The organism is Ferrimonas sediminum (assembly GCF_900100175.1).
Classification (GTDB): domain Bacteria; phylum Pseudomonadota; class Gammaproteobacteria; order Enterobacterales; family Shewanellaceae; genus Ferrimonas; species Ferrimonas sediminum.
The window spans coordinates 64,939-81,403 of record NZ_FNEM01000005.1; the positions used below are offsets into that span (position 1 = coordinate 64,939).

The 16,465-nt window shown below is 57.7% G+C and carries 12 protein-coding genes; 2 read left to right on the plus strand and 10 right to left on the minus strand.

What is annotated here, in order from left to right:
- Positions 1–58: 58 nt before the first annotated feature.
- The 8 genes from sucD to sdhC form a co-directional block, all read right to left on the minus strand.
- Complete coding sequence (sucD, locus tag BLT77_RS08110) at positions 59–931, minus strand: succinate--CoA ligase subunit alpha (protein WP_090364570.1); 873 nt, start codon at positions 929–931, stop codon at positions 59–61.
- Positions 931–2,097, minus strand: a complete 1,167-nt coding sequence (gene sucC / locus BLT77_RS08115) for an ADP-forming succinate--CoA ligase subunit beta (RefSeq protein WP_090364572.1) — start codon at positions 2,095–2,097, stop codon at positions 931–933. The genes sucD and sucC overlap by 1 nt, the downstream gene beginning before the upstream one ends.
- A 92-nt stretch (positions 2,098–2,189) precedes the next feature.
- Positions 2,190–3,395: a 2-oxoglutarate dehydrogenase complex dihydrolipoyllysine-residue succinyltransferase gene (gene odhB, locus BLT77_RS08120; protein WP_090364574.1), complete on the minus strand. Its 1,206-nt coding sequence runs from the start codon at positions 3,393–3,395 to the stop codon at positions 2,190–2,192.
- Positions 3,396–3,415: 20 nt separating this feature from the next.
- A complete protein-coding gene (gene sucA, locus BLT77_RS08125; RefSeq protein ID WP_090364576.1) occupies positions 3,416–6,226 on the minus strand; it encodes a 2-oxoglutarate dehydrogenase E1 component in 2,811 nt (936 codons plus the stop codon).
- A 192-nt stretch (positions 6,227–6,418) separates the two neighbouring features.
- Positions 6,419–7,126: a succinate dehydrogenase iron-sulfur subunit gene (locus tag BLT77_RS08130; RefSeq protein ID WP_090364578.1), complete on the minus strand. Its 708-nt coding sequence runs from the start codon at positions 7,124–7,126 to the stop codon at positions 6,419–6,421.
- Positions 7,127–7,139: 13 nt separating this feature from the next.
- A complete protein-coding gene (gene sdhA / locus BLT77_RS08135; protein WP_090364580.1) occupies positions 7,140–8,894 on the minus strand; it encodes a succinate dehydrogenase flavoprotein subunit in 1,755 nt (584 codons plus the stop codon).
- Positions 8,895–9,242 carry a succinate dehydrogenase, hydrophobic membrane anchor protein gene (sdhD, locus tag BLT77_RS08140; protein WP_090364582.1) on the minus strand — a complete coding sequence of 116 codons (348 nt, stop codon included), beginning with the start codon at positions 9,240–9,242 and terminating at the stop codon, positions 8,895–8,897.
- Positions 9,236–9,610: a succinate dehydrogenase, cytochrome b556 subunit gene (sdhC, locus tag BLT77_RS08145; protein WP_090364584.1), complete on the minus strand. Its 375-nt coding sequence runs from the start codon at positions 9,608–9,610 to the stop codon at positions 9,236–9,238. Before sdhC ends, sdhD begins: the two co-directional genes overlap by 7 nt.
- A gap of 399 nt (positions 9,611–10,009) precedes the next feature.
- On the opposite strand from sdhC, the gene BLT77_RS08150 reads away from it, so the two are divergent.
- Positions 10,010–11,296 carry a citrate synthase gene (locus BLT77_RS08150; protein WP_090364586.1) on the plus strand — a complete coding sequence of 429 codons (1,287 nt, stop codon included), beginning with the start codon at positions 10,010–10,012 and terminating at the stop codon, positions 11,294–11,296.
- A gap of 134 nt (positions 11,297–11,430) precedes the next feature.
- On the opposite strand, the gene BLT77_RS08155 is transcribed toward BLT77_RS08150, so the two are convergent.
- Both BLT77_RS08155 and rluC read right to left on the minus strand, forming a co-directional pair.
- Positions 11,431–12,078: an HAD family hydrolase gene (locus BLT77_RS08155; RefSeq protein WP_245709898.1), complete on the minus strand. Its 648-nt coding sequence runs from the start codon at positions 12,076–12,078 to the stop codon at positions 11,431–11,433.
- Positions 12,079–12,095: 17 nt separating this feature from the next.
- Entirely contained in the window at positions 12,096–13,067 is a 972-nt protein-coding gene (gene rluC, locus BLT77_RS08160) for a 23S rRNA pseudouridine(955/2504/2580) synthase RluC (protein WP_090364590.1), read from the minus strand.
- Positions 13,068–13,618: 551 nt separating this feature from the next.
- Here rluC and rne point away from each other — a divergent pair.
- Positions 13,619–16,465, plus strand: a 2,847-nt coding sequence (gene rne / locus BLT77_RS08165; RefSeq protein WP_090364593.1) for a ribonuclease E, incomplete at its 3' end; no start/stop codon positions are given.

The following is a 16,465-nucleotide window of genomic DNA, read 5'->3' on the forward strand; positions in this document are numbered from 1 at the left end:
TTGATTGGAGCAATTTCTCCGTCGCATTAGGTTGAACACCTACCTAATGAAACTGGTATTACCAACCGGTGATGTCACGCAGCGCGCTGCCGATCTCCGCCAGCGACCGTACGGTTCTAACGCCAGCGTCTTCCAGGGCAGCAAACTTCTCATCGGCGGTGCCTTTACCACCGGCGATGATGGCTCCGGCGTGGCCCATGCGCTTGCCCGCAGGCGCGGTAACACCGGCAATGTAAGATACCACCGGCTTGGTGACGTTGGCCTTGATGAACGCCGCCGCTTCCTCTTCGGCAGTACCGCCGATTTCACCAATCATCACGATGGCTTCGGTAGCAGGGTCTTCCTGGAACATCTTCAGCACGTCGATGAAGTTGGAGCCTGGAATCGGATCGCCGCCAATGCCGACACAGGTGGACTGGCCAAACCCTTCATCGGTAGTCTGCTTAACCGCTTCGTAGGTCAGGGTACCGGAACGGGACACGATGCCCACTTTGCCTGGCTTATGAATATGGCCGGGCATAATGCCAATCTTGCACTCGCCGGGAGTGATCACACCCGGACAGTTCGGGCCAATCATCCGCACACCGGCTTGATCCAGCTTCACCTTCACCTCCAGCATATCCAGCGTAGGAATGCCTTCGGTGATGGTCACGATGAGCTCGATACCGGCATCGATCGCTTCCAGAATGGCGTCTTTACAGAACGGCGCCGGTACGTAGATAACGGTCGCCGTCGCGCCGGTGGCCGCCACCGCTTCACGTACGGTGTTGAATACGGGCAGTCCCAGATGCTCGGTGCCGCCTTTACCGGGAGACACGCCGCCCACCATCTGGGTGCCATAGGCAATCGCCTGCTCGGAGTGGAACGTGCCCTGACCGCCAGTAAACCCCTGACAGATGACCTTGGTGTCTTTGTTAATTAGAACGCTCATTACTGACCCTCCGCGGCTTTTACTACTTGCTGCGCGGCGTCGGTCAGACTGGTGGCAGCGATGATGTTCAGACCCGACTCAGCCAGGCGCTTCCGGCCCAGCTCGGCATTGTTCCCTTCCAGACGCACCACCACAGGTACGGCGACGCCCACCTCTTCCACGGCGCCAATCACGCCGTCGGCAATCAGGTCGCAGCGGACGATGCCGCCGAAGATGTTGACCAGTACCGCTTTGACGTTGTCATCGGACAGGATGATCTTGAAGGCTTCGGTGACCCGCTCCTTGGTGGCACCGCCGCCCACATCCAGGAAGTTGGCAGGCTGGCCGCCGTGCAGGTTGACGATGTCCATGGTGCCCATGGCCAGGCCAGCGCCGTTGACCATGCAACCGATGTTGCCATCCAGTGCCACGTAGTTCAGCTCCCACTGAGCCGCATGGGCTTCACGGGCATCTTCCTGAGACGGATCATGCAGTTCGCGGATAGAGGACTGACGGTACAACGCGTTGGAATCGATGTTGATCTTGCCGTCCAGACAGTGCAGGTTGCCCTGGTCGGTGATCACCAGCGGGTTGATCTCCAGCAGTGCAAAATCCAGATCGATAAACATCTGCCCCAGACCCATGAAGATCTTGGTGAACTGCTTAATCTGGTCACCCTTGAGGCCCAGTTTGAACGCCAGTTCACGCCCCTGGTAGGCTTGCGGTCCCACCAGAGGATCGATGGCGGCTTTATGAATCAGCTCCGGCGTCTCTTCCGCCACCTTTTCAATCTCGACACCACCCTCGGTGGACGCCATAAACACGATGCGCTGGCTGCCACGGTCAACCACGGCGCCCAGGTACAGCTCCTGATCGATGTCGGTGCAGGACTCCACCAGAATTTTGGTGACCGGCTGACCATTGGCGTCAGTCTGATAGGTCACCAGGTTCCTACCCAGCCAGTTCTGTGCAAACTCGCGGATCTCATCTTTGCTGGACGCCAGTTTTACGCCACCGGCCTTACCCCGGCCACCGGCGTGTACCTGACACTTGACGACCCACTTGTCGCCTCCGATCTTATCCGCCGCTTCAGCCGCTTCGTGAGCGGTGGAGCAGGCGTAACCCTCTGAAACTGGCAGCCCGTATTCAGCGAACAGCTGCTTAGCTTGATACTCATGCAGATTCATATGTTCTATCCATATAACGTCTTGTTATTCCGGCCTAAATTCCGACCGGGCATGGGTGGTCGCCCCTGTGTCGAGGGCGACCGTTTTTTTGGTTAGATGTCCAACAGCAGACGCGTAGGATCTTCCAACAACTCTTTAATCGTTACCAGGAAACCAACCGACTCCTTGCCGTCGATCACCCGGTGATCGTAGGACAGCGCCAGGTACATCATCGGCAGAATCTCGACCTTGCCATCCACCGCCATCGGCCGATCCTTGATGGCATGCATGCCCAGAATCGCACTCTGAGGTGGATTGATGATCGGAGTGGACATCAGGCTGCCGAACACGCCGCCGTTAGTAATGGTGAAGTTACCGCCGGTCAGCTCTTCCACGGTCAGCTTGCCGTCGCGGCCCTTAATGGCCAGCTCTTTGATGCCCTTCTCAATCTCCGCCACCGACAGCTTGTCGGCATCGCGCAGTACCGGCGTCACCAGGCCGCGGGGGGTGGAGACGGCGATGCTGATATCGAAGTAGTTGTGATACACCATGTCATCGCCATCCAGTGAGGCGTTGACCTGGGGGTAACGCTTCAGCGCTTCAACCACGGCCTTGACGTAGAAAGACATAAAGCCCAGGCGAATGCCGTGACGCTTCTCAAAGATGTCCTGGTACTGCTTACGCAGCACCATGATTGGCTGCATGTTGACCTCGTTGAAGGTGGTCAGCATGGCGGTGGAGTTCTTGGCCTCCAGCAGGCGTTCGGCGATGCGCTTACGCAGACGGGTCATCGGTACCCGCTTGTCGGTGCGACCGGACAGCTCGACTGCCGGCGCTTCCGCCTGAGCCACCGGCGCCGCCGCAGGCTTGCTCTTCAGGAAGGCTTCCACGTCTTCTTTACTGATGCGCCCACCGACACCGGTACCGGTGATGGTGGCGGCGTCCAGGTTGTGTTCGGCAATCAGGCGGCGCACGGAGGGACTCAGGGCGTCATTGCCTTCACCCGCCACTTCAGCCACGTCGGCGGTCGCGTCGATCTTGGCCTCGGCTTCCTGCTTGCTGACTTCGGCGCCAGGTGCAGCCCCGGCCTTAAACAGGGCAATCACCTGCTCGCCAAGCACGGTATCGCCCTCTTCATGCTTAATTTCGCTGATGACGCCGTCTTCCGGCGCCGGAACTTCCAACACCACTTTGTCGGTTTCGATGTCGACCAATACCTGATCGCGGCTAACGCTGTCGCCTGGCTGAACGTGCCATGTGGCGATGGAGGCATCGGCGACTGACTCTGGCAGTACGGGAACCTTAATTTCGATGCTCATCTGAACCTTTCCTTGTGCAATTATTCTTCAATATTCAGGGCGGCATTCACCAGCGCCTGTTGTTGTTTGTTATGAACGGAAGGATACCCTACCGCCGGAGCTGCCGAGGCCTCGCGGCCGGCGTAGGTCAGGTTGGCCCCAGAGGGGATCGCCTGCCAGAAATGGTGCTGACTGGAGTACCAGGCGCCCTGGTTTTGCGGCTCTTCCTGGCACCAGACGAAGTCGGTCACGTGCTGGTACTCGCCGAGGATCTTCGCCATCTCTTCGTGAGGGAAGGGGTACAACTGCTCGACCCGAATCAGGGCGACGTTGGTGATCTCGCTACGACGACGCTTGTCCAGCAGGTCGTAATACACCTTACCGGAACAGAACACCACCCGGTTTACCTGGCTTGGATCCAGCTCTTCCATCTCTCCAATCACGTTCTGGAAGGTGCCATTGGCCAACTCCTCCAGACTGCTCACCGCCAGCGGATGGCGCAGCAGGGATTTCGGAGACATCACCACCAGTGGCCGGCGCATGGGTCGCACCTCCTGGCGGCGAATCATGTGGTACACCTGAGCCGGCGTCGACGGCACGCACACCTGCATATTGTGATCGGCACACATCTGCAGGAAGCGCTCCAGGCGGGCTGAGGAGTGCTCCGGACCCTGACCTTCGTAGCCGTGGGGCAGCAACATGGTCAGGCCACACAAGCGGCCCCACTTCTGCTCACCTGAGCTGAGGAACTGGTCGATCACCACCTGGGCGCCGTTGGCAAAGTCACCAAACTGGGCCTCCCACAGTGTCAGGGTGGTCGGCTCCGCAGTGGTATAGCCGTATTCAAACGCCAGTACCGCCTCTTCCGACAGCACCGAATCGTAGATCTCGATAGGCGCCTGGTCTTTACTCAGGTGACGCAGCGGCATGTAGGCGGTGGCGTCGTTCTGGTTATGCAGTACCGCATGGCGATGGAAAAAAGTCCCACGGCCGGAGTCCTGGCCGGTAATGCGAATGCGGGTGCCATTATCCAGCAGGGTCGCGTAGGCCAGGGTTTCGGCCATCCCCCAATCCAGCGGCTTTTCACCGGCGGCCATCAGCTCACGGTCTTTGTAGATCTTGGCGACCCGGGATTGAAGCTTGTGGCTGGCAGGGATGTCACAAATCGCCTCCCCAAGCTGCTGCAGCTTGGCCGTCGGAACCCTGGGCTCATAATCGCAATCCCAGTCATGACCCAGGTAAGGGGTCCAGTCCACAGAGTGTTGGGTCATGGTGCGCCATTCCGGCACCACGCACTCGCCCTGATCCAGCAGGTCCCGATAGCCGTTAACCATCTCGGTGACCTCGGAGTCGGCCATCACGCTCTGCTCCACCAGACGGTCGGCGTAGATTTTACGCGGCGTCGGGTGTTTCTTAATCTTCTGGTACATCAGCGGCTGGGTGGCGTTGGGCTCATCCGCTTCGTTATGGCCATGGCGGCGATAACAGATCAGGTCAATCACCACATCGCGGCCAAACTCGTGACGGTAATCCACTGCCAGTTGCGCCACAAAGGCCACCGCTTCCGGGTCATCGGCATTGACGTGGAAAATCGGCGCCTGCACCATTTTGGCGATGTCGGTGCAGTACTCGGTGGAGCGGGTGTCTTCCTGATTGGAGGTCGTAAACCCGACCTGGTTATTAACCACCACCCGTACGCTGCCGCCCACGCTGAAGCCCCGGGTCTTGGACATGTTGAAGGTTTCCTGCACCACCCCCTGGCCGGCAATGGCGGAGTCACCATGGATGGTCACTGGCATCACCTTCTGGCCATTTTCACAGCCGAGACGGTCCATGCGCGCCCGCACCGAGCCCATCACCACCGGATTGACGATCTCCAGGTGCGACGGGTTAAACGCCAGCGCCAGATGCACGTTGCCGGACGGGGTCGCGAAATCCGATGAGAAGCCCTGGTGGTATTTGACGTCACCGCTGCCCAGGGTTTCATCGTGCTTGCCGGCAAACTCGTCAAACAGATCGGCGGGCTTCTTGCCCAGCACGTTGACCAGCACGTTAAGGCGGCCACGGTGCGCCATGCCCACCACCACCTCTTTGGTGCCGTGGTCACCGGCGCGATAGATCAGCTCCCGCATCATCGGGATCAGGGCATCCCCCCCTTCCAGCGAGAAACGCTTGGCACCGGGGAACTTGGCACCCAGGTACTTCTCCATCCCTTCGGCGGCATTCAGACCGGACAAAATCCGCTTCTTATGCTCGGCGTCAAAGCTGGCTTTGCCCGCCACCGGCTCCAGCCGCTGCTGAATCCAGCGCTTCTCGTCGGTGTCGGTAATGTGCATGTACTCGGCACCGATGGAGCCGCAATAAGTGGATTTCAGTGTCGACAACAGGTCCGCCAGCTTGAGGGTATCGCTGTTGGACACGAACGAGCCGATGTTGAATTCCCGCTCCATGTCATTGTCGGTGAGACCGTGAAACTCCGGGGTCAATTCCACGACCGGTTCCCGTTTCCACAACCCGAGCGGGTCAAGGTTGGCGGCCTGGTGGCCCCGGAACCGATAGGCGTTGATCAGCTGCAGGACTTTAACCTGCTTGGCGGTGATCTCGGGATCGACCGCGGTTTTCACTGAACTGGTTTGCTCCATGGCCACCTGGCGGAAATAGTCCTGAATGCGACGATGGTTCGCTTCCTGGATCGTTCCGTTTTTAGGCAGGTGGTCGAAGATGTCTCGCCACTGTACGCTGATGCCATCCGGATCATCCAGATAGGCTTCATACAGCTCTTCGATATAACTTGCGTTGGCACCGGCTAGATGGGAGCTATCCAGCCAATCCTGCAGTGAGCCTTGTTGCATCTGTATTCCTTTATAAAACCAAGCCTGGCTATACCTGTTGCCTTTCTACGGCATTATTGTTGTGTTTTCCACTGCCCTTTAGTCGTATTTTTGGCGGGCGGTGTCAGGGGCACTATACAAAAAGGTCACGCTCTTCGCAGCCGAAGAGGTGACCTTAAATTCAAATACAACGATAACCTACTCGTTGCATCGCTACACGGCCCGCTGCAGCAGCATCGACTTGATGTGACCGATGGCCTTGGTGGGATTCAATCCCTTAGGGCACACGTTCACACAGTTCATAATACCGTGGCAACGGAACACACTGAACGCATCATCCAGATCACCCAGACGCTCCTCGGTGGCAGTATCACGGCTGTCTACCAGGAAGCGGTAGGCGTGCAGCAATCCGGCCGGGCCGACAAACTTGTCCGGGTTCCACCAGAATGACGGGCAGGAGGTAGAGCAACAAGCGCACAGAATGCACTCATACAGGCCATCAAGTTTGGCCCGCTCCTCCGGCGACTGCAGGTTTTCACTGCCGCTGCCGCCCTTGTCGTTGATGAGATACGGCTTCACCTTCTCGTACTGGGTGTAAAACTGGCTCAGGTCCACCACCAGATCCCGCACCACCGGCATGCCCGGCAGCGGTCGAATGGTCAGCTTCTTGCCGTTAAAGGCAGAGATCGGGGTGATGCAGGCCAGGCCATTTTTGCCGTTCATATTGAGACCGTCCGAGCCACACACACCTTCGCGGCAGGAGCGACGGAACGCCAGCGCCGGATCCTGCTCTTTGAGCATCAGCAGGATATCCAGCACCATCACATCCGAGCCTTCCGGCAGATCCAGGGTGTAGTCCTGCATCCGCGGCTTGGCATCGGTCTCCGGGTTGTAACGGTAGACAGAAACTTCAAAATTCATTCTCTGCCCCTCCTTAGTAGGTACGCTTTTTCGGCGGGAAGGCGTCCCGCAGCTTTGGACTCATGTTGACGTCGCGCTTGGACATCTCGCCGCTGACCGGGTTGTAGATGCTGTGGCACAGCCAGTTGGCATCGTCCCGATCCAGGTAATCTTCCCGGGAGTGGGCGCCGCGGCTCTCGGTGCGAAAGTTGGCCGCCTCGGCGGTCGCCAGCGCAGTCTCCATCAGGTTGTCCAGCTCCAGACACTCGATGCGGTTGGTGTTGAACGCCTTTGACCGATCATCCAGTTTGGCGTTGTCCAGACGGGCCTTAATGGCTTTCAGCTCCTTGAGGCCCTCGGCCATGGACTCGCCCTGACGGAATACCGAGAAGTTCAGCTGCATGCACTGCTGCAGATCTTTTCGGATCTGAGTCGGGTCTTCGCCATTCTCGTTGTTTTCCCAACGCTTCAGGCGAGCCAATGACGCTTCGATATCCGCTTCGGTGGCCTCTTTGTGACTCTGCTGGGCAGACAGGGTCTCACCCAGGTGCTTACCGGCCGCGCGGCCAAACACCACCAGATCCAGCAGCGAGTTGCCGCCAAGACGGTTGGCACCGTGGACCGACACACAGGCGATTTCGCCCACTGCCAGCAGCCCCTGGATCGGCTCTTCGTTCATGCCAATCACCTGGCCATTCACATTGGTCGGAACGCCGCCCATCATGTAGTGGCAGGTCGGAATCACCGGAATCGGTTCCTTGACCGGATCGACGTGGGCAAAGGTACGGGACAATTCACAGATGCCCGGCAGGCGGGACTCCAGCACCTCTTCACCAAGGTGATCCAGTTTCAGCTTGGCGTGGGGGCCCCAGGGGCCATCGCAACCGCGGCCTTCGCGAATTTCGGTCATGATGGAACGGGCCACCACATCGCGACCGGCCAGATCCTTGGCATTGGGCGCATAGCGCTCCATGAAGCGCTCACCATCTTTGTTCAACAGGTAGCCGCCTTCGCCTCGACACCCTTCGGTCACCAGTACCCCGGCACCGGCGATGCCGGTGGGGTGGAACTGCCACATCTCCATGTCCTGCACCGGCACACCGGCACGCAGGGCCATGCCAACGCCGTCGCCGGTGTTGATGTGTGCATTGGTGGTGGAGGCGTAGATGCGACCGGCGCCGCCGGTGGCCAGCACGGTGGCCTTGGCTTTAAAATAGACAATCTCGCCGGTTTCAATCTCGATGGCGGTGCAGCCAACGACGGCACCGTCTTCATTTTTTACCAGATCCAGGGCGTACCACTCTGAGTACACCTCGGTTTTGTTCTTGACGTTCTGCTGATACAGGCAGTGCAGCAACGCATGACCGGTCCGGTCTGCGGCGGCGGCCGTTCTGGCGGCCTGTTCACCGCCGAAGTTCTTGGACTGACCGCCAAAAGGACGCTGGTAGACGCGGCCATTTTCGAAGCGGCTGAATGGCAGGCCCATGTTCTCCATCTCGGTGATGGCTTCCGGGCCGGTCTTGCACATGTACTCGATGGCGTCCTGGTCACCGATGTAATCGGAGCCCTTAACGGTGTCGTACATGTGCCATTCCCAGTTGTCATCATGGGCATTGCCCAGCGCGACAGTGATGCCACCCTGTGCCGATACCGTGTGAGACCGGGTTGGAAACACCTTGGACAGCAAGGCACACGACTTGCCTTCCTGGGAAATCTGCAGTGCTGCACGCATACCTGCGCCGCCGGCACCAATCACAATTGCGTCAAACTCGCGAACTGGAATACTCACTTACACACCCCACAGTACAACAACGCCGGAGGCCAGATACGCCAACAGCACTACGTTGATAACGAACAGCAGAAAGGCTCTTAATTTGGCGGGCTTGATGTAGTCGGTGACGACCTGCCACAGGCCAATCCAGCCATGGATTAGTACGCTGAACAGCGCCAAAAGGGTGAACACTTTCATCGCCCCCGAAGCGAACAGCCCCTGCCAAGCGGCAAAGGTCAGTTCCGGGGTGGTAACCAGATATCCCACAAGGAAAAGGAGGTAGGCCAGCATTACCAGAGCGCTGGCGCGGATCAATACGAAGTCCTGGACGCCACTGCGTCCTAACGTTGCGGCGTTCTTTACCATAACCAGGCTCCTGCCAAAACAGCGACGACCAGGGTAATGGCAAAACTGGCTTTCGCCGAGGCATTCCCTGACCCCATCTCTTCAAAATGTCCCAGATCCTGGAACAGATGACGAATGCCACCAATGACGTGATATGCCAGCGCCGTCAAAATGCCCCACAGGATCACTTTAACCGGCAGCATCTGGAAGTAGGACTGGACTTCGGCGAACCCCTGAGCACCGCTCAATGAAGTCGACAGAAGCCACAACAGAATGGCTAGGGCAACGAAGGTAATTACACCACTGACGCGATGCAGAATTGATGCTATCGCCGTGGCCGGAAACTGGATTTGACTCAAATCCAAAAACACAGGTCTTTGCTTATTCACAGCTGCTCACTCAGCTCCATTGAGCATTTTTTGTTATATCCACCGAGTAAGGGATTCATTCCCAACTCCAAGGTAGGCTTTTGGAACAGAAAATAGGCAATATTCTAGCCGAGTGTTTGCCGGTAAAACCCGCATGACCTCACCGCTCTACTGCCTCTTTTCAGCGGCCCGGGCCCAGTATACATATCGCTGATTTTGATTACAAACATCACATTTTGCCGATTTATGGGATTTCACACACACAAGTATTTGTATTGTGGGTGTTAGCCCGAAATGAATAAAAGTCGTGCTTTTTCGACTAAAGCTCCGACCAGACAATTGCTTTTTGTGATTCGTGTCTCGTAAAATGGGGGGCAACGTTATGGATAGATAACAATAATGTAGTAAGGAGAACAAAGTATGGCTGAATCTAAAGCCACACTGCAGGTTCCGGGTCAGGAAGCCTTCGATTTGCCGATTAAATCGGGCACTGCTGGCCACGATGTGATCGACATTAGCAGCCTGGGGAAGCAGGGGTTCTTTACCTTTGACCCTGGCTTTATGGCGACCGCCTCTTGCGAGTCTGAGATTACATTTATCGACGGCGCGAAAGGCGTATTGCTGCACCGCGGCTACCCCATCGATCAATTGGCTACCCGCTCCAGTTATGTGGAAGTGTGCTATCTGTTACTGTACGGCGAACTGCCAAATGCCGCTCAACTGGAAAAGTTTTCCAGCACTGTGCGTAACCACACCATGGTTCACGAACAGATCTCTACCTTCTTCAAAGGATTCCGTCGCGACGCCCACCCAATGGCGATTCTGTGTGGCGTAGTGGGCGCCCTGTCAGCGTTCTATCACGATTCTCTGGACGTAAATAACCCCACCCATCGCGAGATCTGTGCCTACCGCCTGATCTCCAAAATGCCGACCCTGGCAGCGATGGCGTACAAATACAACCTGGGTCAGCCGTTCGTATACCCACGCAATGATCTGTCCTTCGCCGGTAACTTCCTGCACATGATGTTCTCTGTGCCTTGCGAGGAGTACCACGTTAATCCGGTCATCGAGCGGGCCATGGATCGCATCTTTATTCTGCATGCGGATCACGAGCAGAACGCCTCCACCTCCACCGTGCGCCTGGCTGGCTCCTCCGGTGCCAACCCGTTCGCCTGTATCTCCGCCGGTGTTGCCTCGCTGTGGGGCCCGGCTCACGGTGGCGCCAACGAAGCCTGTCTGGAGATGCTAGCCGAAATCGGCAGCGTCGATCGCATTCCCGAATTCATCGCCAAGGCTAAGGACAAGAACGATCCGTTCCGCCTGATGGGCTTCGGTCACCGGGTATACAAGAACTTTGACCCCCGGGCCACCGTGATGCGCGAAACCTGTCACGAAGTCCTGAAAGAGCTGAACATCCAGGATCCGTTGCTGGACGTGGCCATGGAGCTGGAGCGCATCGCTCTGGAAGACCCGTACTTTGTCGAGAAGAAGCTGTACCCCAACGTCGACTTCTACTCCGGCATTATCATGAAGGCCATCGGCATTCCGACCTCCATGTTTACGGTGATTTTCGCCCTGTCCCGCACCGTAGGCTGGATTGCCCACTGGCAGGAGATGCTAAGCCAGCCTGGTCACAAAATCGGCCGCCCTCGCCAGCTGTATACCGGCACACCGATGCGCGATTACAGCGAAGTCAGCGACCGCTAACCGGTTTACGACAACAAAAAACCCGGAATTTGGATTCCGGGTTTTTTTATTGGTTGCGAACCTGGGGCATTGGCTCTGGAAAAATCGATTGCCTCTATCGTTTTTTCTCATGCGTTCGACGCAATTTCAGACCTCTAGGACAGTACATCCATCAGTTCCATGGGGTGATGAATGATGGCTTTCGGGGCCGCTTGCTGCAGTTTGGCCGCCGACGACGCTCCGTAAGAGACGCCCACCCCCACCGCACCGGCACGATTGGCCATCTCCAGATCAAACAGCGCGTCACCCACCATCACCGCCGCCGCCGGATCGCAGCGCATCTGCTGGCACAGCTGCAAAATCATCTCCGGATTCGGCTTAGACGCCGCTTCGGTGGGGGTGCGGCTGGCATCAAATAGCGCCCCCAGGCCGGATTGGGCCAGTACCCGCTCCAACCCCGGCCTACCTTTACCCGTGGCCACCGCCAACTGATACCCCCGCTGCTTGAGGGTGTGCAGCAACTCCTCTGCCCCCTCAAACAACGGCGTCGCCACCTGGCTACGGTTCATGTACCAATCGCGATACTGGAACTGGAAAGCCTGGTTCTGCTGCGAATCCAGCTCTGGCGTCAACGCCTCAATGGCCGCATCAATGGACAAACCGATGATGGAGCGAATCTCATCGCCATCGGGAACCCGCAGCGCCAACTCGGTGGCGGCGCGTTGCCAGCTGTCGACAATACGGTCTACAGAGTCCATCAGGGTGCCGTCCCAATCAAAAATCACCATCTGGCAAGGGGTCAAAGCGGTCTCTTCCTCTATTATTTGCTATTCAGTGCTTTCAGCGCCCGCTTGAGCCGCGGCTCCATCGGCGCTTCCAGTTCGATGGTGGTTTCCTCGCCCGGATGAATAAAGCGCAGCTTATGGGCGTGCAGGAACAATCGGTCCAACCCCCGCTCCTTCATGCTGCGATCAAAGCCGTCGTCACCGTAACGATCGTCACAGGCAATGGGGTGCCCCTTACACTGGGCGTGTACTCGAATCTGGTGAGTACGACCGGTAATGGGGCTGGCTTCCACCAGGGTGGCCTCACTGCCAAAGCGCTCCACCACCCTGAAACGGGTTTCGGACGGTTTACCTTCACCATCGACCCGAACCAGACGCTCGCCGGATTTCAGGGTATTCTTCAGCAGCGGCTCGTTCACCACTTTGTCGCGATCCTGCCACTTGCCTTTCACCAGAGCCAGGTACTGCTTCTTCATGGTCTTGCTGCGAAGCTGGTTCTGCATATGTTTGAGCGCCGAGCGCCGCTTGGCCAGCATCAACAATCCGGAGGTGGCCCGATCCAATCGGTGCACCAACTCCAGGTTCTTCTCTTCCGGCCGCAGAGCCCGCAGCGCTTCGATCACCCCGAAGTTAACCCCGCTGCCGCCGTGGACGGCGATGCCGGAGGGCTTGTTGATCACCAGAATCAGCTTGTCTTCATAGACGATGTGTTGCTCCAATTCGGCCACCTTGCGCAATTTGGCCGACGGGGCGGTGTCCTCATTGCTCTTTTCGGACACCCGAATCGGCGCAATGCGAATCTCATCGCCGCCAACAAGTTTGTATTCCGGCTTAATCCGTTTTTTGTTTACCCGAATCTCGCCTTTTCGAAGTAGTCGATAAATAAGGCTTTTAGGAACGCCTTTAAGGAAAGTGCGCAAAAAGTTATCAATCCGCTGGCCTTCATAGTCCGGCTCGACGGTCACCCATTGCACTTTGGGTGTTTTTGGAGTCTTTGAATCAGTCATGGCCGCTATTGTACTACGATTCCACTTTCTATCGATAATATCGCGATTGACGATTGCCGCATTGTGGTGAAATTGCTATATTCTTTTCGTTGTGGACGGGTTTGAACTGTGAATTTCAAATCGTCGGCAATGATTTGGTCCTGCTATCGGTGATTTACAGACAAAATTTGTCGGTGCCAGGCCCCGGAAAGCGATGAAACACTTCTTGCCACCGGAGCGGCACTTACCTTCCCTAGCAGTCGACCCATTAATAGGAATGCATAATCGGAAACCGATTCAGGTCATTCGTCCGGAACTGTAGCCGGAAAGAATTTTCAGCCTGAGCGCAGTGCGCTCGGGTAGCAGTTGTAAGCTGCACAAAAAGTGGAACAAGGGTTGAAGAGAGCATCTGCGGCGCGCCCGCAGCCAACCCTTATAAGCCTTAATGTGTTGATTGGCATGGCCCCAGTCAACCAGTCGTGAGACTGCAAAAAATTGATACTGGGGTGCCGGTGCAGCCGACGCTCGACCTGAAGCGGTGACCAACTTAATTGGACTAAGAGTCACCCAAAATGAAAAGAATGCTAATTAACGCAACTCAATCCGAAGAGTTGCGCGTTGCCCTGGTAGATGGGCAACGCCTTTACGATCTGGACATCGAAAGCCCAGGTCACGAGCAGAAAAAAGCCAACATTTACAAAGGCAAAATCACTCGAGTAGAGCCTTCTCTCGAAGCCGCTTTTGTGGATTACGGTGCCGAGCGCCATGGCTTCCTGCCTCTGAAAGAGATCGCCCGAGAGTACTTCCCCGAAGGGTACTCCTTCCAGGGTCGCCCCAATATCAAAGAGGTGATCAAGGAAGGTCAGGAAGTGATCGTTCAGATCGACAAAGAGGAGCGTGGCAGCAAGGGCGCCGCCCTGACCACCTTCATCAGCCTGGCCGGCAGCTACCTGGTACTGATGCCCAACAACCCTCGTGCCGGCGGCATCTCCCGCCGCATCGAAGGTGATGAGCGTACCGATCTGAAAGAAGCGCTGAGCAAACTGACCGTGCCCCAGGGCATGGGCCTGATTGTGCGCACCGCTGGCGTCGGCAAAGCCGCCGAAGAGCTGGAGTGGGATCTTAAAGTACTGCTGAACCACTGGGACAAGATCAAAGAGGTCTCCGGCTCCCGTCCGTCTCCGTTCCTGATTCACCAGGAAAGCAACGTCATCGTACGTGCTATCCGCGACTACCTGCGCCGCGACATCGGCGAGATTTTGGTGGATCACCAGCGCATCTATGACGAAGCCATTGAGCACATCGGCCTGGTTCGTCCCGACTACGTCAGCCGGGTAAAACTGTACAAAGCCGAAGTACCGCTGTTCACCCATTACCAGATCGAGACCCAGATTGAGTCCGCCTTCCAGCGTGAAGTGCGACTGCCTTCCGGTGGCTCCATCGTTATCGATCCCACCGAAGCCCTGACGGCCATCGACATCAACTCCGCCCGGGCGACCAAGGGCGGCGATATCGAAGAGACCGCACTGCAGACCAACCTGGAAGCGGCCGACGAGATTGCCCGCCAGTTGCGCCTGCGTGACCTGGGTGGCCTGGTGGTCATCGACTTCATCGATATGGGCCCGGTACGCCACCAGCGCGAAGTGGAAACCCGTCTGCGCGACGCCGTTCGTCAGGATCGTGCCCGCGTACAGATTGGCCGCATCTCCCGTTTTGGCCTGATGGAGATGTCCCGTCAGCGCCTGCGCCCGTCTCTGGGTGAGTCCTCCGCCAACATCTGTCCGCGATGCAGCGGCCAGGGCGTGGTACGAGGCACCGAATCTCTGGCGCTGTCGATTCTTCGCCTGATGGAAGAGGAAGCGATTAAGGACAACACCGCGCAGATTGAGGCCCAGGTGCCTACCGACGTTGCCGCCTTCCTGCTGAACGAAAAGCGTAAAGCGATTCGCATCATCGAGGAGCGCCACAAGGTCGAGGTGTATGTGATTCCCCATCCTCATATGGAGACTCCACACTATAAAGTGGTCCGTCACCGCAAGGATGACACCATCACCGAAGCCAGCTATCAGATTGCCGAAGCGCCGGAAGCCGTATTGTACGAACCGCGCAAACTGGAGAAGCAGGTTGCCGATCGCCCGGCCATCCGCACCATGGCAGCGCCTAAGCCGGAACCAGCCAAAGCGGAAAAAGCCAAGCCGGCAGAGAAAGCAAAGCCCGCTAAGAAAGCCAAGCCAGAGCCATCTCTGTTTGCCAAGATTGCCGCCGGTCTGAAGTCGCTGTTCGCGACAGAAGAAGAAGCCAAGCCCGCCAAGGCGAAAGGCAAAGGCGGTAAAGACGCCAAAGAGGAAAAAGACGGTAAGCGTGGCGACGGCCGTCGTCGCAACGATCGCCGTCGTGGCAGCCGCAACGAACGTGGTGAGCGCGGTGACCGTAAAGAGCGCGGTGAACGTGGTGAGCGCGGTGAACGTGGCGAGCGCGGTGAACGTGGCGAGCGCGGTGAACGTGGCGAACGTGGCGAGCGCAAAGAGCGCGGTGACCGTAAAGAGCGGGGCGAACGTAAAGATCGCAACGAACGCGGCAACCGTAGCGAGCGTGGCAATCGCAATGAGCGCGGTCGTCAACGCGACGAAGAGCTGAAGACCGACAAGGGTCAGGAGCGTCGTCGCAGTAAGCCTGAGCAAGCCCAGGGCACCGAAGACAAGCGCAATGAACAGCGTGAAGACAAACCGGTTCGCCAGCGTCGCATGCGCCGCAAAGAGCAGGATCCCGCTCTGCGCGAGCGCGATACCGCCGAGACTCCGGTTGAAGCCGTAGCCGAAACTCAGACTGAGGCAGCGCCGCAGAAAGAGAAGCGTGAACGTGAAGTGGTAAAAGAGCGTCGCCAGCGTCGCAAGCTGGATCGTTCCGTACGCCTGAACAGCGAAGGTAAACCGACTGCCGTCAAGGAACCTAAAAAGCCTGAAGCACCGAAAGCCGCCGCCGAAGCCGACACTGAGGTAGCCGCTGTCGAGACACCTGTAGTTCAGGAAACTCAGGCACCAGCAGAAACCGCCGCACCGGCAGTTGCACCGGAAGCCAAAGCCGATGACAACACTGTCATCGCAGCAGAAAGCCAGGACAGCAACGGCGAAGAAAACGGCGAACGTGATAACAGCCGCCGCAGTCGCCGCAGCCCTCGCCATCTGCGCGCCGCCGGCCAACGCCGCCGTCGCCAGCGCGACGACGAGCCGAAGGATCTGGAAGGTTCTGCGGATCTGGAAGCCAAGGCTCAAAAAGACCCGGTGACCGCCCGCTATCCTGAAGCCACCGACACCGCCGCTGAAACCCAGCTGGAGATGTTCGAGGCCGAAGACACCAAGGAAACGGTCAAGGCGGTTGAGCCTAAGCCGGTTGCCGAAGCCAACGCCGCCAAGCCTAAG

What these genes read in the sequence shown, in the direction of transcription:
- BLT77_RS08150 (WP_090364586.1), top strand. Translation starts at nt 10,010, where the DNA reads ATGGCTGAATCTAAAGCCACACTGCAGGTTCCGGGTCAGGAAGCCTTC.
- sdhD (WP_090364582.1), bottom strand. Translation starts at nt 9,242, where the DNA reads ATGGTAAAGAACGCCGCAACGTTAGGACGCAGTGGCGTCCAGGACTTC.
- sucC (WP_090364572.1), bottom strand. Translation starts at nt 2,097, where the DNA reads ATGAATCTGCATGAGTATCAAGCTAAGCAGCTGTTCGCTGAATACGGG.
- BLT77_RS08130 (WP_090364578.1), bottom strand. Translation starts at nt 7,126, where the DNA reads ATGAATTTTGAAGTTTCTGTCTACCGTTACAACCCGGAGACCGATGCC.
- odhB (WP_090364574.1), bottom strand. Translation starts at nt 3,395, where the DNA reads ATGAGCATCGAAATTAAGGTTCCCGTACTGCCAGAGTCAGTCGCCGAT.
- rluC (WP_090364590.1), bottom strand. Translation starts at nt 13,067, where the DNA reads ATGACTGATTCAAAGACTCCAAAAACACCCAAAGTGCAATGGGTGACC.
- sucD (WP_090364570.1), bottom strand. Translation starts at nt 931, where the DNA reads ATGAGCGTTCTAATTAACAAAGACACCAAGGTCATCTGTCAGGGGTTT.
- sucA (WP_090364576.1), bottom strand. Translation starts at nt 6,226, where the DNA reads ATGCAACAAGGCTCACTGCAGGATTGGCTGGATAGCTCCCATCTAGCC.